Here is a 21894-nt window from a genome sequence, read left to right on the forward strand (position 1 = left end):
AGTTTTCTGAATCTATAATACAATTAGTAGGATAAAAAAGCAGGTATCCACAATACACCTGCCTATTATTTATGTCCGGAGGAAAGACTCCGGTTTGGAGGAGTGTTTTGATCAGATCGTTTTCCATAACTGATATAGGACAGGTCCGCAAACTGAATCAGGATTATGTTTTCAGCTCAGAAGAAAGACTGGGGAACTTATCCAATGTCTTTATTGTTGCCGACGGCATGGGCGGACATAAGGCCGGTGATTATGCTTCCTGTCTTGCAGTTAAGACTGTAAAGAGCGAGATCCAGAAATCTTTTGAACAAAGTCCCGTCAAGATCCTTGATGGGGCGATCCAGACGGCCAATGACAAGATCAGAGAGGCTGCAGCCATGGATGAGAACCTTCGGGGGATGGGTACTACCATGGTGGCTTGTACTGTGATGGGCCGTTTTCTTCAGGTTGCCAATGTAGGCGACAGTCGACTTTATATCATAGACAAGGATAATATCAGACAGATCACAAGAGATCATTCCCTTGTAGAGGAAATGGTGCGCATGGGCGGTATTGACAGAGAGACTGCCAGGCATCACCTGGACAAGAATGTGATCACAAGGGCAGTAGGAGCCGCTGAGCGGGTTGATGTGGACTTCTTCCAGGAGGAAGTGCATCCCGGAGATTATATTCTTATGTGCTCTGATGGCCTCACCAACATGATCGAGGACGATGAGATACATAAAATCGTATCTTCCGGCAAGGAGCTGGAGGATATAGGCAAGGAACTGGTGGAGACTGCCAACTCAAATGGTGGCAGAGATAATATAGCTGTGATCCTGATCCAGATCCCGGGGTAAAGAATAGCCTCATTTGCAGGCCGGGAATTTGGAAGATTAAGGAGTTTGATAGATGATAAGAATCGGAATGATCATAGGAGACCGCTATGAGATTCGTGAGAAGATCGGAACTGGCGGTATGTCCGATGTATATAGGGCGCATGACCATAAACTAAACAGACCTGTTGCTGTTAAGGTGCTGAAGGCTGAATTTTCGGAGAACCAGAATTTTGTAGAGAAGTTTCACTCCGAGGCCCAGGCTGCTGCAGGCCTTATGCATCCCAACATAGTAAATGTGTATGACGTAGGTAATGATAAAGGCATCCATTACTTCGTTATGGAGCTGGTAGACGGTATTACCCTTAAGAAATATATAGAAAAGAAATCCAGACTCTCAGTAAGAGAGGCTGTCAGCATAGGTATCCAGGTGGCTATGGGACTGGATGCTGCACATAAGAACGGTATCATCCACAGAGATATCAAGCCCCAGAATATCATGATCAGCAAGGAAGGCAAGGTCAAGGTAACAGATTTTGGAATTGCCAAGGCTGCATCATCAAATACTATTACCAGTAATGTAATGGGATCCGTTCATTATACATCTCCGGAGCAGGCCAGAGGCGGCTTCTCAGATGCCAAGAGCGATATCTATTCACTGGGCGTGACCCTCTTTGAGATGGTCACGGGAAGAGTACCCTATAACGGAGATACTACAGTTGCTATAGCTATTAAGCATATTCAGGAGCCTTTTCCGGCACCCAAGGAATATGCACCTGATCTGCCCATCAGCGTAGAGAAGATCATAATCAAATGTTGTCAAAAATCTCCTGACAGGCGCTATCAGAGTGCTCAGGAGCTGATAGCGGATCTCAAGAGATCCCTGATAGAGCCCGACAGCGATTTTGTTGTGCTGGTAGACCCTGATGTGGTGGGTGCCACGAGGATCGCTACAGATGGTGAGCAGGAGACTATCCGTCACCAGAATACAGGAATATCCAGAACTGAACAGCTAAGGCTCAAGGATGAGGTATCCCAGGCAGTAGAGCCTGTGCCGGCTCCCACACCTGCACCTGTGAATACAGGCGTATATGATAAGCCTGCTCCAGGCCCCAGACCGGTCCAGAGGCCTGTGTCCAATACCAGACCCAGGAGGGATAGTGAGCCCGATCACGGTCTTGATAAGACTATGATTGTGATGGGCGTCGTAGCTGCGGTCATGGTGGTATTCCTCCTTGTGGTATTCGTTTTATCCAAGATGGCAGGAGGGGGTGCCAGCGAGAATCCTTCATCTGCTGCCAGCAGCGGTGTGCCTGTTGAGGATAATATAGGTATCATTGTTCCTGAGGTTGTGGGCTATTCATATGCAGAAGCCAAGTCCGTATTAACAGAGAAGGGCTTTAAGGTAGAGAAAATATCTGATGATGAGAGCAAAGAGCCTCTGAATATAGTAACAGGCCAGTCAGTTGCCAAGGGGTCAAGACTGCAGGCGGGTGAGACCATCAGCCTCAATGTCAGCTCAGGCAAAGGCGTAACGGCCTCTGACGTGGCTTCTACGGAAGATAGCAAAGAGGAAGAAGAGGATGATGGCAAGATCAAGATGCCTTCAGTTATCGGTATGGATGAAGCTGCTGCCAGACTGACACTTGTTGAGAACGGCTTTGACAATGACAAGATCATTATCATTGAAGTAAATCATGACAATGAAGGCCTGAATGGAAGTATATTGAATCAGACTCCCGGATCAGGAACAGAAGTATCTAAGGATGAGCAGATCACTCTGGAGATGTCTATAGGACCTGCAAGGACTCAGACCTATAGCTTCTCAGGAACTATAGAAGCTCCCGGCGAGGATTCCATGTATACTCCCGGTACTCCTGTTAATATCACTATCACAGCCTCTGATGGTACATTGCTCCTTAGTACAGCGACATCATCTTTCCCTTATTCTGTATCACCTCTTAGCGGAATAGCATCATCAACAGGTACCTTGGAGATGAACTTTGTCATTACCACTCCTATGACTACCGATCCTGAGACAGGTGTGACCACAGGGGGTACCACAGAGACCAGATCAGTGACCAGAGTATTGAATTTCACCCCTGAATCCTGAGGATAAAAGATCTATGCAGGGAAGAATAATCAAAGGAATTGCAGGCTTTTACTATATTGATGTTCCGGGCAAGGGTGTCTATGAATGTAAAGCCAAGGGTATATTCAGGCAGCAGGGCATCAAACCTCTGGCTGGAGACTGGGCAGAGATAGAAGTCATATCTGACACGGATATGACCGGCAATATCATCAGTATCAGGGACCGCGCCAATAAGCTGCTTCGTCCTCCTGTGGTCAATATCGACCAGGCGCTGATCGTATTTGCCATAGTCCATCCGGAGCCGTCCTATAATCTGCTGGACAGATTCCTCATACAGATGAGGCAGCAGGAGATACCTGTAGTCATATGCTTTAATAAGCAGGATATAGCAAGCCCGGAAGAACAACAGCTTCTTGAGGATACCTACAGGAACTGCGGTTATGATGTTGTATTTATAAGCGTAGCTGAGCAGACAGGTATAGATGATCTCAAGGCTAAGCTTAAGGGACGGACCACAGTAATGGCAGGCCCCAGCGGCGTTGGCAAGTCATCTCTTATCAATCTCCTTCATCCTCAGGCTGAGATGGAGACAGGAGAGCTGTCCAGGAAGATAGCAAGGGGCAGGAATACCACCAGGCATTCCGAACTCTTCCATGTCAAGGGACTTGGAGATGATACATATATCATTGATACTCCCGGCTTTACCAGCCTTTATCTTGAGAATGTTACAACTCAGGATCTGCCTTATTACTATCCGGAATTTGAGCCCTATGAGGATCTGTGCAGGTTTAGAGGCTGCAGTCATATCACAGAGCCTGATTGCGGAGTCAAGGAGGCTCTGGAGAAGGGCGAGATATCTCGTATTCGATATGCCAATTATTGTATGATCTATGAAGATCTGAAATCCATGAAACCGACTTATTCCCGAAAGGGCAGATAAAAGAACGGCGCAGTTTTTATAGCTGCGCCGTTCTTTTGCCCATAAAGTAACATGAGATATTTTACAGCTATGCTGAAAAGGCTAGAGCCTGATGATATCAGGATTTGCATCCGGCACCCTGGAAGCGTACATGGAAGGTGACTATATGATTCCTGCTTTCTGCATAGATACTCCCTTTATGAAGATCTGTGAGGCGTCTTGCAATAGCAAGACCCAGGCCATAACTGCCATTGCGGGAGCGGGCTTTGTCTGTGCGGTAGAAACGGTGAAAGATATTCTGCAGCGTCTCAGGAGACATGTCAGGAGCGCTGTTACTGATCTGGAGGGATATCCTGTGAGAATCGTTTTGTCTAAGGACCACCCTGATGGGTGTACCGGGATCGGCATATTTACCTGCATTATCCAGTAGAATATCCATTATCTGCCTTAGCATAGAGGGATCGCCCTTCATGCATATCCTCTCTTGTATATCGCTTATGAGTTCGTGACCTTTCTCAAAGAGTTCAGCTTCCATGGTCAGACAGCTGTCTGATACAAGCTTGGAATAGTCCAGGACTTCAAAATCCTCTTTTGAGATCTGCTGATCAAGCTTGGTCAGATCCAGAAGGTTTCTGATAAGGTCCCTCATTTGTCTTGATTCCGTGAGTATGTTTTCAACGTAGCGCTTTTTTTGCTCAGGGCTGCCCTTGTCTTTGTCTAACAGCTCTGCATTGGTCATGATGACGGTGAGGGGAGTCTTGAGCTCATGAGAAGCGTCTGCTATGAATTCTCTTTGGCCATTGATGGCAATCTCTGCCGGTTTGGTAGCCCATCCTGAGACAAAGAGAGCCAGGAAAAAGGAAATGCCTGAAGAGAGCAGCCACAGTGCAGCACAGGTCCTCTTTAGACTGGCGGAGTAAGCTATATCGGAGCTGGCATCTGCCAGGGCACACCTGGTACCACCGGAAATGGAACGGGCAATATAGTAGACGCCCCAGCTGTCTATGCGCATAGTTTTCTTGCCAATCTGGTCCTTTAGTATCTCGCGATAGATCCTCTCTGCATCATTTCTGTTGTACTTCTTGCTGTAGATCTTGGTCACAGCTCCTATGGGGTCCACTTCAAAAAGAGTGTAATCGGAGAAATCGTCGCTGCTGCCGGAAGTCAGCATGCCTCCTGGCGTGAGCAGTACCATTTCCAGGGCGCTCTGTGCATTGTGAAAGGAACTCTTGTATTCTATAAACGGGATAGAGAAGAATAGAACTCCAAATACAATAACAGATATGCTGAAAATATAAATCTGTAACCTTATCCTGAACTTATTGATCATCTTGGTCCCTTGATCTTCCTGTGATTATTCGCCGCATTCAAGGTGGTAGCCCACGCTTCTGACGGATACAATGCTGACCTTGCTTTCCAAACTCTTTAATTTCTTTCTAAGGAAAGCAATATAGACTTCCACGTTATTCTCTATTGCATCGGAGTCATAGCCCCATACACAGTCCAGTATCCTGCTCTTGGGGATATTGCTGCTTCCTGTCTGCATGAGGAGCCGCATTACGTCAAATTCCTTGGAAGAAAGCCTCAGGCTCTTGCCGCCGCAGGCTAGAGAAACAGCAGTCAGATCCAGAGAGAGGTCGCCAAAGACCATTTCATTTACCCTGTCCTTTTGCCTTCTAAGAAGAGCGTTGATACAAGCCAGGAGCTCCGCGGATTCAAAGGGTTTGGTAAGATAATAGTCAGCACCTGCGTTTAAACCTTCTACTTTGTCGGATATCTCACTTCTGGCTGTGAGCATCAGAATAGGAGTGCCTATTTTCTCTGCTCTGAGTCTGGTAGATACTTCAATACCTGAGAGTCCCGGAAGCATAACATCCAGGATCAGGAGGTCGTATATCTGGCTTCTGGCCATCTCCAGTCCTTCCGCCCCATTATGTACAGCTTCTGCATCATAGCCTGCATCCTCCAGCAGGTCGCAGATGGATGAAGCCAGAATCACTTCATCTTCGATAATCAGTATTCTCATATATTTCCTCTGTGTAGATAAATGCTATGGGTAATCAAACAGATGGCAACCATCAGTCCATGATCCTCTTGTGAAGCTCTACGGCCAGTCTGTACCAGTGCTGTGTCTTGTTTTCCAGGAAAAAATAATGTCTCAGATAAAAGCCTGTAAGAACGATGAGCAGGAGAAATACTACTGCGCTCACAGGCATGAGTCTGGGAAAACTGAGCATTATAATGAGTGAGAAAAGAGTGACGATGATAGTGGTCATGAGGACCAGCAGGTGTACCAGTCTTTCGTGCTGGAGGAGAGAGAGCTTTTTCATATGCCACTTAAGTGTGTCAGCGGGATCATCTCCGTTTTCTTCAGCTCTTGTAAGGTAGATCTCATGGTCTCTGCAGAATTTCCTCATATTGATGCCATATTTATCCTCTTTGTTCATGGTCGGATCCTCCCCTGTTATATTATTTTGCTTCACCTATACATGATACCATACAGCGACCATTAGATGAAATGTATCGTCCATTTGCCCTGCTTAGGGTAATCATTACTAAAAAGCAAACACTTTCTTTGACAAAAATTCCCAAGTAAGTTAAACTGATATTGATAAAAAATAAACAATCTTTTGGCGCTTATGTGGTAATAAAATACTTGGGCATATAAGCAATTGTAGAATAATAATACGATTGATAAATATAGCAAACAAAGGGGATAAAGGGGAAATAAGGATATGAAAAAGTATATTAGCCTGGCAGTTGCAGTATTGATCTGGATCATACTATGGCTGCTGGCAGGGCTTATGATAGGAGACAGTTCTGTTTTTGCAGGACCTGTGGAAACACTCCAAAGTCTGGCACAGCTATGCTCGGATGGAAAGCTAATAAGTGCCATGATGGCTATCATATTGCTGGTCGCAGCGGGATTTATCCCAGGGGTCATCATCTCCATCTTACTGGCAGCTTTATCTGTGCGAAATGATCTGGTCAGGACCTTCATCAGTCCTTTGATGGCATTTATGAAGACCCTGCCCGGAGTATGTATGATCGTGCTCCTGCTCATATGGATGCCGGGAGATGCTGCTCAGATACTTATCAGTTTATTTATGACGTTGCCCATCGTATATGATTGTGTACTTAAGGCTGTACAGTCATCTGATGATGAATTACTGGAGATGGCATATGTATTCAGGATGGGACTTGCTGACAAGATACGCTATATCTACCTTCCGGAGATGAAGGCGCCTCTGCGTGGGTGCCTGGGTGCAGCTTTGTCTACCGCCTTTAAGGGCGCGCTTGCAGCTTCATTTATCAGTCAGGCAGAGGGCAGCATAGGTGCGGGACTGTATGCTGCTATGACCACTCCTTCTGCAGCTATGATAATTGCATGGAGCCTTGCGGCAATTCTGGCATATCTCATCATGTCCCTGATACTCAGATTGATTGGAGAATGTATATGACTATTTCTATAGAAGATATCGTACAGGAATATAATGGACGAACTGTCATAGATCATTTCAGTACAGGTCTTGAGAATGACCAGACGCTGATCCTCTACGGACCATCAGGCGCAGGCAAGACAACGCTCCTTCGCATTATCCTGGGCCTTGAGAAGCCCACGTCCGGCAAGGTGGTCCTTATGGGCGACTACAAATATGACAGGCTAAGCGCAGGAGTGGTATTTCAGGAGGATCGTCTCATAGAATCCCGCAGTGCTGTGGTCAATGTTGCTGTAGCTGCCAAGGCATCGCAGGGGCATGCCAGAGAGGAATTGTCCAGGCTTATTGACAAGGACAGGCTGGATATACCTGTTTCAGAGCTTACAGCTGCAGAGCGAAGGCTGGTTGCCATAGTTAGAGCTATGGTACATACTGCAGACCTTTTTTTGCTGGATGATCCCTTCAGAGGGCTTGATACTGATGCAAGGCAAAAAGCGATCAGCTATATCCTTGAGGCAAAGGGCAGCAATCCCCTTTTGATCACGGCCCATGAAGAAGATGAATTTGATTTTGGACGCAAGGTAAGGATGCAGGCCGGCCGTTGATAATTAGTAGATCGCAGTACAGAGATTGTGGTAGTTTACCGATATCATAGTGGTAAGAGTGCGCCCTGGCATATCAAGTCTATGCGCATTTAAATATAATATTAAAAGAGGAGGCGACATATGGTTACTAATGATGAGGGAATCGTTCGTTTTAAACACAATATTATGGAAGAGGTATGCCGCCTTGCATGGGCAGGCAATCTTAATGAAGAGAGCAAAAATGAACTGGTGATGAAGACCATTCCCGGTCCCAAGCCTATGTTCAGATGCTGTATATATAAGGAAAGAGAGATAGTAAGAGAGAGGATCCGTCTGGCTTGTGCCCAGAATACCTCGGATAATGAGGGCTCCAAAAACGTGGTACAGGTTATAGGTGCGGCCTGTGATGAATGTCCTCTTTCTGCATATTCTGTTACAGACAACTGCAGATTCTGTATGGGCAAGGCCTGTCTGAATTCCTGCAAATTCGGTGCTATAAGCCCCGGCGAAGTAAGAATGCATATCGATCCTCAGAAGTGTAAGGAATGTGGTATGTGCTCCAGGGCATGTCCCTACAGTGCTATAGTGCATCTCCAGAGACCTTGCAAAAAGGTATGTCCTGTAGGTGCTATCACCTATGATGAGAATGGTCTGTGCAAGATTGATGAGAGCAAGTGCATCAACTGCGGACACTGTATACATTCATGTCCTTTCGGTGCTATTGGTTCCAAGACATATCTGGTACCTATCATCGAGGCTATATTGGCAGGCAAAGAAGTGATCGCTATGGTGGCGCCTGCTATTGAAGGTCAGTTTGGTGAAAATATTGATATGGCTGCACTGCGTGCTGCTTTTAAGAAGCTGGGCTTTGCGGATATGGTAGAAGTAGGTCTGGGCGGTGATATGACAGCCGCTTATGAATCTCTGGAGTGGTCAGAGGCCCTGGAAGAGGGACGTAAGATGACTACTTCCTGCTGTCCTGCCTTTATTAACATGCTCAGAAAGCACTTCCCTGAACAGTTTGAAGCAAATATGTCATCTACAGTATCTCCCATGTGCGCTGTATCCAGATATCTCAAGCTCACACATCCCGGATGTGTGACAGTCTTTGTAGGTCCCTGCATTGCAAAGAAGTCTGAGGCTCAGGACAAATCTGTTCCGGATAATGCAGATTATGTTATTACCTTCGGTGAGCTGGGAGCCTTCTTCAGATCCAAGGATATCAAGCTGGAGCCTGTGGAAGATAGCTATCAGGAAGCTTCAGCCTTTGGTAAAAAGTTTGCTTCTTCCGGCGGTGTGGCAGCTGCAGTTCTGGAGTGCATTAGGGAAAGAGGCGGCAACGCTGATGATATCAAGCTGTATAAGGCTGCAGGCGGAGATGATTGCAGAAGGACGCTTCTCATGCTCAAGGCAGGCAAGTTTACAGATGATTTCATCGAGGGTATGGTATGTCCCGGCGGCTGTGTAGGTGGCCCTTCCAAGAGAAAGACTGAGCAGGAGATCACTAAAGCCAGGAATAACCTCCTTGCCAAGGCTGATGATCGTAAGATCATAGAGAATCTGAGAGATTACCCTATGGATCAGTTCTCCATGCACAGAGATGGCAGCAATGATCTGGAAATGACAAAGAGGGTAATGAATACCGCGGAATGAGAATGAATGACATAGAAATGCATCCATGCACTTCTGAACATGTCAAAATACATCCCTGTATATGACATAGAACTGCATCCATGCAGTTCTAAACATGTCGTGATATATCCGTATATCATGACATAGAAGTGCATCCATGCACTTCTTACTGAAGCCGTTACGGAACTTGCATGATCCGTAACGGCTTTTTTTCTTAAGATATATTCCAAAAGAGCCGATAGATATACAGATAGTTATGTATTTTTTATATGGGAGGTTTTGGGATGAAGATCACAAAGACGATAATGGCCTTATCTCTGGCGGCGGCACTCTTTTTGGGACAGGGATATACAGCTGTCGCTGTTACTACGTCCAATGATCCGTATACAGCGCTTGCAAATGCGACTACGGTTTATCAGGGGGTGGATTACTCTTCAGAATACAATGCCCTTGATTATTATCTGAATTATCCTGATCTGCAGCAGGCCTTTGGTGTGGATCCCTTTATGCTGGTCAGACATTATGCTGTATATGGCAGGTGGGAAGGCAGGATCGCCAACAGGATGCTATATTCTACTACATTGGTAGTACCTTCAGGAAGTACTGGAGTGTCACTTATCAACGTGGTCCAGCATGACAACGGAGGCATGACAGCCGCCCAGGAATCGGTTGCCAGGAGCATAGCTTCTCAGATTGCAGATAATATCACTACTATCATCAATAATTATCAGGCTAGTGGTGGTTCCTCATCCGGCAAAAAGAAGAAGTCAGTGACTGTATCAGAAGTGGAAAAGGTAGCCTATGCAGCAGGCGTAGTAAGAGCTTATCTGGATAGGGGATCCCTGGTAGAGAACGGCAGATTCTCCAACAGTGCATATGGAGTATTTGTAGCAGGCCAGTACAATTCAGGTGGCGCCACAAGGGCCATGGGGCTGGTGCTGGATTACCTTGGTGTGACCTGGGAGCATGCTAATCTTGGCACCACCTCCGATCAGTGGTGCAGAGTAGTGGTGGACGGTGTTGAAGGATATGCAGATGCCATGAGCGGAACTGCAGGAGAAGGCAAGAGCCCTCTTGAAGGCGGCGGAGGCAAGGGAATCTCCTATGCTGACATAAGGAGCAAATTCAATGTAAATAAGTGATCTGTAATTTAATCACATCAGATCATCTGGCTTGTTATTGTTAAAAGAATTTAATCATGTGGAATTGAGCAAAAGTTATGACAGAGCCAAAAAGAACTAGTATAATTAAAAAAAGAAGAGCAATAAACGCATTATCGGCTATTTTGCTGGGAGCGCTTCTTGCGGTTTTCTCGCCACTTAGCTCTGTTATAGCAGAGCCCATGACCATGATCACTGTCAGGACCTTCAGGAATCCTGATGAGATCACTTCTATCAGGATAGGGAGCAGTGTGGAAGTTATCAGCTCCAATGCTTTTACACCTATGGTCAATCTCACCACCATTACTGTGAGTGAGAGTAATGGCAATTATGCTTCTTACAGCGGCTGCCTTTATGACAAAGAGCTTAAGACTCTGCTATGCTTTCCCGCTGCCAGGACAGAAGCGTATATACCAAAGACTGTTACAGCCATTGGGCCCTTTGCCCTAAAAGGCGTAGATACCAAGGTGAAGAATACGATCAAGGATCTTGTGGAGTCCAGGTCAGGAGAAGTTTCGGAAGAAGGAAATTAGTCTATGGCACTTGCACCGATCAGCTCAGTAGGCAGCTATAATAAAGTTCAGCCCCTTAATTACAGGCTCAGCAATGAGTCTGTGGTTTCTGCTGCTTATATGGAAGCTGTAAAGAGATCGGGGGGCGCCGGGGACAAAGTTCTGCCCGTAGATCCCGTTGCCTATCCCGATTCCAAAAAAGTGCCCCTTAAGTCTTCCGATAAGCTTAGGACTGATGCCATGTTCAATGCAGTCGCAGGAACTTTTGACGGCGAAGTGACAGGCTATGAGAGAAACGGTTCTTCAAGCAGCTATTCAACTGCAGGCGCGCATATTGACTATTTGGTCTAAGCTCCGGCATATTGATTTTCGACACCTACCTCATTAATATTGATCAATGAGCACCTTTAAAGTGCTCTTTTTCTATGCTAATATAGTGAGTTGATAAATTGTAATGAATCGGAGGAATCAGAAGTGAACTCACCTTATATTGTAGGTATTGCAGGCGGAACAGGATCAGGTAAATCTACTTTTACCAACAGACTTAAGAAGATCTTTGGAGATCAGGTCACTGTGCTCTATTATGATAATTATTACAAGGCGCATGATGATCTGCCCTTTGAAGAACGCAAGAAGATCAACTATGACCATCCCGATGCTTTTGAGACAAGTCTCCTTTTGGAGCATCTTAAAAAGCTCAAGGCCGGAGAATCTATCCAGTGCCCTGTATATGACTACACCCGTCACAACAGATCAGGAGAGTTTGTTACAGTTAATCCCAGCAAGATCATCCTCCTGGAAGGTATCCTGGTTCTGTCAGATAAGCGCCTTCGCAACATGATGGATATCAAGATATTTGTAGAAGCTGATGCTGATGAGAGGATCCTGAGAAGAGTGCTCAGAGATGTTAAAGAGCGCGGAAGGGATATTGAGAATATAGCGGATCAGTATCTTACGACAGTTAAACCCATGCATTATCTCTATGTTGAGCCTACAAAGGGATATGCAGATATAGTTATCAACTCCGGAATGAACGATGTTGCTCTTGATGTGATGCAGACCAAGATAAGGAGCCTGCTCGAAAGCTGGGATAATGGATGAATTGTTATCACTTCTGAATGCACCAATAATATGATAAAATAGTTTATGTATTATAAATCTTATTTCAGGAGGTCAAAAATGCAGAAATACAAATGTGAATTGTGTGGCTATGTTTATGATCCCGAAGTGGGCGATCCTGATAACGGAATCGCTGCAGGTACTGCTTTTGAAGATCTGCCGGCAGATTGGGTATGTCCCCTTTGCTCAGCAGATAAGGAGAACTTCTCTCCTGAAGATTAAGAAGACTATTAACGGGGCCGGCCTCCTGAAGGGGCCGGCTCTTATGATGTATATAAAAGAGAGATTAACAGATGAATATAACAAGGATAACTGATCTGGACAGTCCGGAGCTGCAGATATATACCAATAGAAAAGAAAATCAGCTCTATAGGATAAATGAACCGGAGCCCGGTATCTTTATAGCGGAGAGCCCAAATGTGATCATGAGAGCTCTGGCAGCAGCTTATGAGCCCATATCCTTCCTACTGCAGGAGGGAGAGGAGCTTAGAGAGGTCAACTCATTTATTCATGACTATCCGGACGCACCTGTATATGTGGGAGCAAAGGCCCTACTGGAGAAGATAACGGGAATGGCTCTTACAAGGGGAGTGCTCTGTGCTATGAAGAGAAGGCTCCTGCCGGATGTGGAAGATGTGATAAGGGATGCCAGTCGTATAGCGGTACTGGAGAACGTGGTCAATCCTACTAATCTGGGAGCTATATTCAGATCTGCTGCAGCTCTTGGCATAGACGCCGTCATCTTGACACCGGGCTGTACCGACCCTCTTTACAGGAGAGCAGCCAGAGTCAGCATGGGGACAGTGTTTCAGCTGCCCTGGACCTATTTGCCAAAGGGTGAGAGCAGTTGGCCGGCAGATGGCATGAAGCTCCTAAAGGACAGGGGCTTTGCTACAGCAGCAATGGCGCTTAAGGAAGATACAGTCAGCATAGATGACGAGAGTCTGATGAGCGAAAAGAAAAAGGCCATCATCCTCGGTACAGAGGGTGATGGCCTGATGGACGATACTATTGCCATGGCGGATTATACTGTGATGATACCCATGGCACATGGCGTGGATTCACTTAATGTGGCTGCTGCATCTGCAGTTGCCTTCTGGCAGATCAGAGCCTAAATAGGATAGAAGAGAGCTTTGCCTGATCAGAGCTTGAAGAGAGTACCAAATAGTCCTCTTCCAAGGCTGGCTCCTACATTTCCGCCCAGGGTCTTGCCAAACTTACCAAAGCTGGAACCTACGGTCTTGCCCACTTCTCTTCCTACAGTTCCTGCAACAGAGTTGCCAACGGCCTTGGCAGCTCTTTTTTTGCGGGCTTCTTCAGCTTTTTTTGCTTTCTCTTTTTCTTTTTCAGCTTCTTTTTCAGCCTTTTCTTTTTCCTTTGCCTTTTCAGCTTCTTCCTTGGCCTTAAGAGCTGCAGCCTCAGCTTCCATTCCTCTTCTGGTCAGAAATTCATATGCGGAAAAATCATCTACCATATCCTTGTAGTTCTTGTAGAGAGATAATCCTGTATATACTGACTCACGTGTGCGCTCATCTACGCTGCCCAGCATACTCTGGGGCGGCAGTACCATGCACTTGTGGGCAATGGTAGGCACGCCTTCATCGTCCAGAAGAGAGATAACTGCTTCGCCTGTGCCCAGGCTCTGTATGGCCTCGAAGGTATCAAAGGCAGGATTGGCGCGGAAGGAATCTGCAGCAGCCCTTACAGCCTTTTGATCTGAAGGAGTGTACGCATGCAGAGCGTGCTCGATCTTGTTTCCCAGCTGAGCCAGGACTCCATCGGGGATATCTCTGGGATTCTGTGTGATAAAGAAGATCCCTATACCCTTGGAACGGATCAGCTTGACTACCTGTTCGATCTTGTCCAGAAGAGCCTTGGGCGTATCTTTAAAGAGCAGGTGGGCTTCGTCAAAGAAGAAGACCATCTTGGGCTTTTCGGGATCACCCACTTCAGGCATATTCTCAAAGAGCTCTGAGAGCATCCAGAGGAGGAACATGGAGTAGAGGGTTCCGTTTTGTATGAGACTTGAGGAATCCAGGATGTTGATATAGCCCTTGCCGTCCTTGGTACGGAGAAAATCACTGATATCCAGTGCAGGCTCTGCAAAGAAGGTCTCGCCCCCGTCCATCTCCATAGCTACTACGCTCCTGAGTATGGCTGAGATGGATACAGGGCTCATCTTGCCATATTCCTGGGCAAAGTCCTTGTTGTTCTCTGATATATAATTGAGAAGGGCCTTGAGATCCTTGGTATCTGTGAGTACCAGACCCTCGTCATCAGCTATCTTGAAAGCGATTGACAGTATGTCTGACTGCAGCTCATTGAGGTCCAGTATCCTGGACAGGAGAAGAGGCCCCATCTCTGTGATGGTGGTACGAAGAGGGATACCTGTCTTGCCGTATATATCCCAGTAAGCCGTAGGATAGGATGTGTATTCAAAGTCCGCAGGAGCTATTCCCAGCTTGTCCAGCCTTGATTCCATGCCGCTTCCTTTGCTGCACATACCTGCAAGATCGCCTTTGACATCAGCCAGAAATACAGGCACACCCATTTCAGAAAAGCCCTCTGCCAGGACCTTGAGAGTGACAGTCTTACCTGTTCCTGTGGCACCTGCTATCAGGCCGTGCCTGTTAGATCTGCCGGGAAGCAGACATATGTCCTCACCATTTTCGTCTTTTGCAATAAGAATTTTACCGTCTTTTAGCATTTTTTCCTCCCGCTTAAGCTTATGCTGTAACCCTTGAAATCAATATTATGGCTGTTGCCACATTTATACGTGGCAACAGCTATATTATGAGGTACTAACGGATTGTTCCGTTTCTTCGAAACTCTCACAATCCTAAAACATTCGCAAATCCGCACTACGTGCTACTTTGCTCATGTTTTGTGGGTCATAAATTCATATTCGATTTCGAGCAAGCTCGAATCGAAATGACTTTTGACCCTTACGTCATATTATAGCATATAACAGGTGCGATAAATGATTGACTGTTATATCGGATAAATATAGATATCATTAATTACTCTTTGCTATAATCATGTTAAGTGTGGTTGCATGGGTTTATTTACAAAGAGGGTGATGCCATGTCAGAAGAGATGAGGATGACAGTATCAGGTAAGGTTAAAGACAAAAACGGCAAGCCGGCTATTTATGTGACTTTTGAAGATGAAGGTCGCTTTGCTGAAGGCGAAGCTTATTCCGGGGAGATCAGGACTTCTAAGGGCTTTAGTGATAAGGAATTAGAAGGACTGAGATTTTATCTCCTTAACAATACCTTAGCGATCGAGAAGATGGCTCTTGAAGTCAATCCTATGAAGGCATTCCTTAAATAATAAGTTCTGCAGATGCGCTCATTAAGCATAGACAGTGAATTATATAATTAAAGAACGTTCTTTTTCCGATATAAGTTATGGATAGATTTATGCTGCGCCATGAGAGGGATGATTCCCTGTGGGGCAGAGCAGTTTTCAAGGCAAAAAATACAAGGATGTATTTCGACATGCTCAGAAGTGCAGGTATGCACTTCTATGTCGTGAGCTGCAGTTAGTATCAGGTATATATCATGAGGCGCTAGTATTATACGCCCGTCGTTGCTCCATGGAAGGGGGATAATATATACCGGAAAAAGAGGTTTTATGCTTAAGTCTTTGTATTCAGCGGTTTCCGGCCTGAATATCCATCAGACAGAAATGGATGTCATAGGAAACAACATTGCCAATGTCAATACCAATGGTTATAAGAATTCCAGTGTGAATTTTTCTGATGTTCTATATCAGACCACTTCCGGCGGTACAGGCCCTAGTGAAAACAGGGGTGCGGTATCTCCAAAACAGGTGGGTCTGGGCGGTATGGTCGCCTCTATTGATGTGCATCTGAACGTGCAGGGCCCGGCTATGATAGACGGCGGTCAGTTCAGTATGATGATCAACGGCTATAATTTCTTTGTGGTAAACGGAGATGATAATACCTACTACACCAGGGACGGCTCTTTTAAGCTGGATGTAGAGGGCAATCTTGTAAATAATCAGGGCTATTACGTAATGGGATGGCTAAGTAATAACGGCGCGCCCATTAATACTGAAAATGAGCTTAGTCCCATTGACCTTGCCACTCCGCAGCTTGAGACTTCTCCCGGCGTGGCTACCACCAGGCTCCATGCTACGGGCAATATCGACCAGACTGATCCACAGCTGGAAAAGGGCAGAGGTATGCTGGCGTCTGTCTATAATGCTGCGGGAGAGCAGTTTAATCTCAGATTCACACTGACTGATGCTGCAGATGAGGATGCAGGTACCTATGACCTGGTGCTAAACGGTATGAGTACATCGGATGGTGAGAAAATTGACATGGCAGAAACTACCTACAGGATGGTATTTGACAAGGGAAACGGCAATCTGATATCTGCAGGCGGCAATGCAAACGGCCAGGTCAATATCACTATACCCGGGGCAGCAGGTGGCGGAACGGTGACTCTTGATCTGTCCGCTATGAAAAATTATAATCACGGCGGCATGACCAATATGAATATCGCAAGAGGCGATGAAGAGGGCCAGGGAGCCGGAAGGCTCACAGGTAACCTCAAAGGTTATTCCGTATCCAAGGGCGGTATCATAACTGCTGAGTATACCAATGGTGAGAACAGGATAGTGGCTCAGATTGCCACAGCCCGCTTTACCAATATGTCGGGACTTCTCAGTGAGGGAGATAATCTCTATTCAGCTACCAGAGCTTCGGGCGAAGCTCAGCTTATGGCAGTGGATGAGGATGGAGGCTCCATCTCCCAGGGCGTTTTGGAAGGCTCTAATGTGGATCTGTCCGATGAATTTACCAGGATGATCACCGCTCAGCGTGCATTCCAGGCCAACAGCAGAGTGATCACCACTTCCGATCAGATGCTGCAGGAACTTAAGACCTTAAAGTCATCCTAAATCTTGCAATGGCCACCGGTCTTGGCGTATAATCGTTAGTTATTGAGGCGATAATGATGCCAAAGATAGAATAATATAAGGTGGTCCGGGGATATGGAGTTATCTAAGAAGAGAATAGTAGTAAAGGTGGGCACTTCCACCCTTACCAATGAGGAAGGCTTTATCAATATCAGGCAGATGGACAGGCTCTGCAGAGTGCTGGCAGGCGTGGAGAATATGGGCTATGATCTGGTCCTGGTATCATCAGGAGCCATAGCTGTGGGAGCAGGCAAGATGAGACTGTCCCAAAAGCCCAAGGAACTGCGTATGAAGCAGGCTGCAGCTGCAGTGGGTCAGCTGGAACTGATGCATATATATGATAAATTCTTTGGAGAATATAACAGACTGGTAGCCCAGATCCTGCTCAGCAATGATGATGTGCAGGATCCCGAGAGAAGAGAGAATCTCTCCGGTACTCTTAATGCACTTCTTGAGAACCATATCATACCTATCATCAATGAGAATGACTCTATCAGCCATACCGAGATCGAGTCTGATAAGAAGCTCTTTTCCGATAATGACATGCTCTCTGCTGTAGTATCCGTATTCTGCGGCGCGTGCAAGCTCATCATCTTATCTGATATAGACGGAGTATATGATTCCAATCCCCGCACGGATCCGGGTGCCAATCTGATCTGCAGGGTGGAAAACATTGATGAAGAGCTTAGGAGCGTAGCCGGAGATTCAGGCAGCAACAGGGGTACCGGCGGCATGATGACCAAGCTTGATGCCGCAGAGCTGGCTACAAAACATGGCATAGATGTACTGGTTATCAATGGCAATGATCCGGACAAGATCTATGACATATTGGATAAGAAGATAGTGGGAACTCTCTTTGTTGGCAAGAAGCTCCACTGATTGAACTGATATGTGATAGGCCATATTTTCTTACATATCTTATTACTGACATATCAAAACAAATAAGGTGATCGCTTCAAACTATGATTGAGGCGATCACCTTTTCTTATAGACAATATCAATATTCAACTTTACTGGTGTACTTGTCGTAGATCTCGCGAAGGTAGGTCTTGACCATCTCAATATTGGCCATCTTGTGAAGATTATCATTGCCCATGCTCAGCGCGATCTCGTCTGCCAGAAGGAGCATGTCATAAATCTTGAGCTTGAAGGCATTTCTGTCCAGCTCGGTGATGTTCACACTTACAAGAGGAGCACCCAGCTTCATGGTGATATTCTCATCAGAGATGCCTGCCTCCATTAGCTTGCTGACGGGATCGAAATTGATGTAGATGATCAGAGTCTCTTTCTCGTGTCTCTTGAGAGTAATGGGAGTCTGATGACTTACCTCCATCCACTCATAGAAATCTGCTACATCGGGATTCATAAGGTACTCGGTAAGCTCCTCGGTGTGCTTGTCCACATACTGGAGATATGCACTGGCATTGGGGCCTGTGTAATTGAGCTCGACCTTGAGTCCGTTATCTGTCTGATTGAGTCTGCATTTGTCGGCTACGTCTCTGATCTTAAAGGCAGAGCTGTCATTGCCGATCATCTTAAGGGTTCCTGTTTCAAGTTCCTGCTTAAATTCCATCTTAAATCACTCCTGATATATCCTCGTAATAGTTATACAATCATGCCCATATGCAGGGCTGGTCTGCAACGCATAAAGTATAGCATAACGACGCTTAAAATGATATACTTAGTAGGCAAAAATGGGTTATAAAATTACAGATATATGAGGTGGGGGAGAATGGCTAAAGCATCATCAGGTTCTATGAAGAAAAATCCGCCTGAAAATAGATCAAACCGATCAAATAAAGCAAATGGATCAAGAAGATCCGGCAGTTCAAAAGGGGCGGCTTCTGCAAGAAGAGATGCAGCAGCTGTATCAGGACTTGCAGAATACGGACTGGGGACGGAGATAGCTGTCATCAGTCTCTTTGCGCTGGCTATTTATCTTTTTCTATGCAATTTCAGGATATGCGGGCCTATTGGCAATACACTAAGCGATGTGATGTTTGGACTCTTTGGCTTCATGGCCTATATCATGCCTGTCTTTGCTGCGTCTGCAGCAGTGTTTTATATTTCCAACAGAGGTTCACGCCCTGCTGTTATCAAGATACTGGCAGCTACAGGTGTAGTGCTTGACCTTGGCATGCTATTTGAGATCATAGGAGGCGGCACTGCTGAGAGCAGCTATTACCTGCCGGCTATTTACAATTCAGCTGTAGACCTTAGGGGAAGGGGCGGCGTTATAGCAGGGAGCCTTGCTTATGCTCTGACTCATTCAGTATCTATGGTGGGCACGGTGATAATCATGCTGGTCCTGGCCATTGTATGCTTTGTGATCCTGAGCCAGAAGTCATTTATCAGGGGCATGAAGAAAAGCGGCAGCAGCATCAGGATGAAGGCCAGAGATGAGAGACTTCGCTATGAGGAAGCTGCTGTGAGAAGGCGCGCCCTTCATGAAGAGAGGATGCGCAGGATTGAGGAAGAGAGGCGCATTGCCAGGCAGCAGGCAGAAGATGACAAGATCCTCAGAAGAGATATCCATGTAAGAGGTGTGAATTTCAATACCGATCTTCGCTATGATGAAGATAATGAAAAGGGAAATGAAATGGGTGATGTGGAGGAGGCTCTCGCATCTGCCTTAGAAAGCACTATCGCAGTAAAGGAAGAGGAAAACGAGCATCCTCCTATTAATATCAATAGCATCAATGATATTCGTGATGATATTCATGACGATATACATGAGATATCCCCTCGCGGATTTGAAAAGATTCCGGAAGGATACAGTGATGGCATGGGGGATCCCGGAGATGAAGAGGATGAACCCTATGCAGACAGCGTGGATTTTGATGAGATAACAGAGGATGGCCCCGGAGGTCAGAGAAGATTCAAGGGTTCATCCATTGAAGATGAGGAGCATGCAGCAGATGGCAGGCTTGTGGCAAGAATGGCCAGGTCTGAAGAAGAACTTTCTGATGAGCTGCCTCAGATCCCTGTCCATGCAGGGGGCAAGGATTATGGCAATGGCATCTCTGATGAAGGCTATTCCATTCATGCTCAGGATCACGTATCTGCATCAAACTCTAAGGTGGCTATAGATGGACGAAGGAGCGAAGGGGGAGCTATGCCTACTCAGAGTCAGACCGGCGGCGCTAATGATCTCTCTATGGCTTTGGCTTCGCAGCCGGTGAAGAAGCCCGCTAAGCCAAAGCCCTATGTATTTCCGTCTACCAAGCTCCTTAAGGAGAACAAGAGAAACAAGAATGCCGATTCCGCAGCTGTGCTGAGAGAGACGGCTATCAAGCTGGAGAAGACTCTTAAGACCTTTGGCGTAAACGTGACTGTCACCGATATCAGCCAGGGACCTACAGTCACCAGGTACGAGATACAGCCTGAGGTGGGTGTAAAGGTATCCAAGATTGTCAATCTCCAGGATGATATCAAGCTCAATCTGGCTGCTACAGATATCCGTATAGAAGCGCCTATACCGGGCAAGGCAGCCATAGGCATAGAGGTTCCTAACAAGGAAAATGTGACAGTCTCCCTAAGGGAACTGCTGGAATCCCAGGAATTCAAGCAGTCAACAGCCAACCTGACATTTGCAGTGGGCAAGGATATCGCGGGTAAGACCGTGATCACAGATATAGCCAAGATGCCTCACGTACTCATAGCAGGGGCTACAGGCTCCGGTAAATCAGTATGTATCAATACTCTTGTATTGTCCCTGATATATAAGTCTTCGCCTGAAGATGTAAAGCTGATCATGATAGATCCCAAGGTAGTAGAGCTGTCTGTATATAACGGCATCCCTCACCTGCTGATCCCTGTAGTGACAGATCCCAAGAAGGCTTCTGCAGCACTTAATTGGGCTGTTGCAGAGATGTCACGCAGATACAAGCTCTTTGCAGATGCGGAAGTAAGGGACCTTGTGGGCTACAATGAATATGTAGAAGCTCATAAGTCAGAAAACGAGAATCTGGCTAGACTACCCAAGATTGTGATCATAGTAGACGAGCTTGCAGATCTTATGATGGTAGCAGGTAATGAAGTAGAAGAAGCTATCTGCAGACTGGCGCAGCTGGCCAGAGCCTGCGGCATACATCTGGTCATTGCCACCCAGCGTCCCTCTGTTGATGTCATCACCGGTCTTATCAAGGCCAATATGCCCAGCAGGATAGCTTTTGCGGTATCCAGTAGTACTGACAGCCGTACCATACTGGATATGGTAGGTGCTGAGAAGCTCCTGGGCAAGGGCGATATGCTGTTCTATCCTCAGAGCATGAGTAAGCCCGTGAGACTCCAGGGAGCTTTTGTATCAGACGGAGAGATCCAGCAGGTTACTGATTTTCTCAAGTCCAGGGCGGGAGATGACAAGTATGATGAGGAGGTCAGCCGCCAGGTAGAGAGCATGGAAGCTGTATCGGCTGCAAGCGATGCATCCGGCAAGGGTTCCGGCTCTGACAAGGATGAATATTTTGAAGATGCAGGAAGATTTATCATAGATAAGGAGAAAGCTTCCATAGGAATGCTCCAGAGAGTATTCAAGATAGGCTTTAACAGGGCTGCCAGGATCATGGATCAGCTGGCAGACTGCGGCGTAGTCAGTCAGGAGGATGGTACCAAAGCCAGGAAAATACTGATGTCTATGTCTGAATTTGAACAAATGCTCAAAGAGGGTTAAAA

The 21894-nt window shown here is 46.3% G+C and carries 21 protein-coding genes; 16 read left to right on the forward strand and 5 right to left on the reverse strand.

Annotation, left to right across the window (positions count from 1 at the left end; translation table 11 throughout):
- The first annotated feature begins 107 nt into the window (after nucleotides 1-107).
- The 3 genes from G636_RS0110345 to rsgA are packed head-to-tail and all read left to right on the forward strand — an operon-like array spanning nucleotide 108 to nucleotide 3847.
- Entirely contained in the window at nucleotides 108-839 is a 732-nt protein-coding gene (locus G636_RS0110345; RefSeq protein WP_330363955.1) for a Stp1/IreP family PP2C-type Ser/Thr phosphatase, read from the forward strand.
- A gap of 52 nt (nucleotides 840-891) precedes the next feature.
- The gene (gene pknB / locus G636_RS0110350; RefSeq protein ID WP_026507997.1) at nucleotides 892-2928 is read left to right on the forward strand and encodes a Stk1 family PASTA domain-containing Ser/Thr kinase; all 2037 of its coding nucleotides are present in this window, start codon (nucleotides 892-894) and stop codon (nucleotides 2926-2928) included.
- Nucleotides 2929-2941: 13 nt separating this feature from the next.
- Complete coding sequence (gene rsgA, locus G636_RS0110355; protein ID WP_026507998.1) at nucleotides 2942-3847, forward strand: ribosome small subunit-dependent GTPase A; 906 nt, start codon at nucleotides 2942-2944, stop codon at nucleotides 3845-3847.
- 97 nt (nucleotides 3848-3944) lie between these two features.
- On the opposite strand, the gene G636_RS18175 is transcribed toward rsgA, so the two are convergent.
- Genes G636_RS18175 through G636_RS19595 form a run of 3 tightly spaced genes read right to left on the reverse strand, consistent with a single transcriptional unit; the run spans nucleotide 3945 to nucleotide 6273 of the window.
- Nucleotides 3945-5156: a sensor histidine kinase gene (locus G636_RS18175; protein WP_051226880.1), complete on the reverse strand. Its 1212-nt coding sequence runs from the start codon at nucleotides 5154-5156 to the stop codon at nucleotides 3945-3947.
- 24 nt (nucleotides 5157-5180) lie between these two features.
- Complete coding sequence (locus tag G636_RS0110365) at nucleotides 5181-5852, reverse strand: response regulator transcription factor (RefSeq protein WP_026507999.1); 672 nt, start codon at nucleotides 5850-5852, stop codon at nucleotides 5181-5183.
- A gap of 52 nt (nucleotides 5853-5904) precedes the next feature.
- Nucleotides 5905-6273 (reverse strand): hypothetical protein, encoded by a 369-nt coding sequence (locus G636_RS19595; protein WP_051226882.1) that lies wholly within the window; start codon nucleotides 6271-6273, stop codon nucleotides 5905-5907.
- Between the two features lie 288 nt (nucleotides 6274-6561).
- Here G636_RS19595 and G636_RS0110375 point away from each other — a divergent pair, with 288 nt between their 5' ends.
- The 9 genes from G636_RS0110375 (at nucleotide 6562) to G636_RS0110420 (ending at nucleotide 13388) form a co-directional block, all read left to right on the forward strand.
- Nucleotides 6562-7287: an ABC transporter permease gene (locus tag G636_RS0110375; RefSeq protein WP_026508000.1), complete on the forward strand. Its 726-nt coding sequence runs from the start codon at nucleotides 6562-6564 to the stop codon at nucleotides 7285-7287.
- A complete protein-coding gene (locus tag G636_RS0110380; protein ID WP_026508001.1) occupies nucleotides 7284-7871 on the forward strand; it encodes an ABC transporter ATP-binding protein in 588 nt (195 codons plus the stop codon). Before G636_RS0110375 ends, G636_RS0110380 begins: the two co-directional genes overlap by 4 nt.
- A gap of 120 nt (nucleotides 7872-7991) precedes the next feature.
- Nucleotides 7992-9503: a 4Fe-4S dicluster domain-containing protein gene (locus G636_RS18185; RefSeq protein ID WP_035779496.1), complete on the forward strand. Its 1512-nt coding sequence runs from the start codon at nucleotides 7992-7994 to the stop codon at nucleotides 9501-9503.
- Nucleotides 9504-9766: 263 nt separating this feature from the next.
- Nucleotides 9767-10624 carry a hypothetical protein gene (locus G636_RS19600; RefSeq protein WP_026508002.1) on the forward strand — a complete coding sequence of 286 codons (858 nt, stop codon included), beginning with the start codon at nucleotides 9767-9769 and terminating at the stop codon, nucleotides 10622-10624.
- A 77-nt stretch (nucleotides 10625-10701) separates the two neighbouring features.
- Entirely contained in the window at nucleotides 10702-11175 is a 474-nt protein-coding gene (locus G636_RS0110400) for a leucine-rich repeat protein (protein WP_155832377.1), read from the forward strand.
- A gap of 3 nt (nucleotides 11176-11178) precedes the next feature.
- Nucleotides 11179-11505, forward strand: coding sequence for a hypothetical protein (locus G636_RS0110405; RefSeq protein WP_026508004.1), 327 nt, complete (start codon nucleotides 11179-11181; stop codon nucleotides 11503-11505).
- Nucleotides 11506-11628: 123 nt separating this feature from the next.
- Nucleotides 11629-12255 carry a uridine kinase gene (udk, locus tag G636_RS0110410; RefSeq protein WP_026508005.1) on the forward strand — a complete coding sequence of 209 codons (627 nt, stop codon included), beginning with the start codon at nucleotides 11629-11631 and terminating at the stop codon, nucleotides 12253-12255.
- A gap of 78 nt (nucleotides 12256-12333) precedes the next feature.
- Complete coding sequence (gene rd, locus G636_RS19980; RefSeq protein WP_026508006.1) at nucleotides 12334-12495, forward strand: rubredoxin; 162 nt, start codon at nucleotides 12334-12336, stop codon at nucleotides 12493-12495.
- Nucleotides 12496-12566: 71 nt separating this feature from the next.
- On the forward strand, nucleotides 12567-13388 hold the full coding sequence (locus tag G636_RS0110420; protein ID WP_026508007.1) for a TrmH family RNA methyltransferase: 822 nt from the start codon (nucleotides 12567-12569) through the stop codon (nucleotides 13386-13388).
- A gap of 26 nt (nucleotides 13389-13414) precedes the next feature.
- Here the strand turns inward: G636_RS0110420 and G636_RS0110425 are convergent, their stop codons facing one another.
- Nucleotides 13415-14980, reverse strand: coding sequence for a helicase HerA-like domain-containing protein (locus G636_RS0110425; protein WP_026508008.1), 1566 nt, complete (start codon nucleotides 14978-14980; stop codon nucleotides 13415-13417).
- A gap of 377 nt (nucleotides 14981-15357) precedes the next feature.
- On the opposite strand from G636_RS0110425, the gene G636_RS0110430 reads away from it, so the two are divergent.
- The 3 genes from G636_RS0110430 to proB all read left to right on the forward strand — a co-directional run bounded on the left by G636_RS0110430 (nucleotide 15358) and on the right by proB (nucleotide 18099).
- Entirely contained in the window at nucleotides 15358-15606 is a 249-nt protein-coding gene (locus G636_RS0110430; RefSeq protein ID WP_026508009.1) for a hypothetical protein, read from the forward strand.
- Nucleotides 15607-15909: 303 nt separating this feature from the next.
- The gene (locus tag G636_RS0110440) at nucleotides 15910-17202 is read left to right on the forward strand and encodes a flagellar hook protein FlgE (RefSeq protein ID WP_026508010.1); all 1293 of its coding nucleotides are present in this window, start codon (nucleotides 15910-15912) and stop codon (nucleotides 17200-17202) included.
- A 93-nt stretch (nucleotides 17203-17295) separates the two neighbouring features.
- A complete protein-coding gene (gene proB / locus G636_RS0110445; protein WP_026508011.1) occupies nucleotides 17296-18099 on the forward strand; it encodes a glutamate 5-kinase in 804 nt (267 codons plus the stop codon).
- A gap of 118 nt (nucleotides 18100-18217) precedes the next feature.
- On the opposite strand, the gene G636_RS0110450 is transcribed toward proB, so the two are convergent.
- Entirely contained in the window at nucleotides 18218-18793 is a 576-nt protein-coding gene (locus tag G636_RS0110450; RefSeq protein WP_026508012.1) for a hypothetical protein, read from the reverse strand.
- 159 nt (nucleotides 18794-18952) lie between these two features.
- Here G636_RS0110450 and G636_RS0110455 point away from each other — a divergent pair, with 159 nt between their 5' ends.
- A complete protein-coding gene (locus G636_RS0110455) occupies nucleotides 18953-21892 on the forward strand; it encodes an FtsK/SpoIIIE family DNA translocase (RefSeq protein WP_035779500.1) in 2940 nt (979 codons plus the stop codon).
- The last annotated feature ends 2 nt before the right edge of the window (nucleotides 21893-21894 follow it).

This window comes from Butyrivibrio sp. MC2013, from assembly GCF_000424585.1.
In the GTDB taxonomy this organism is placed as follows: Bacteria; Bacillota; Clostridia; order Lachnospirales; family Lachnospiraceae; genus Butyrivibrio.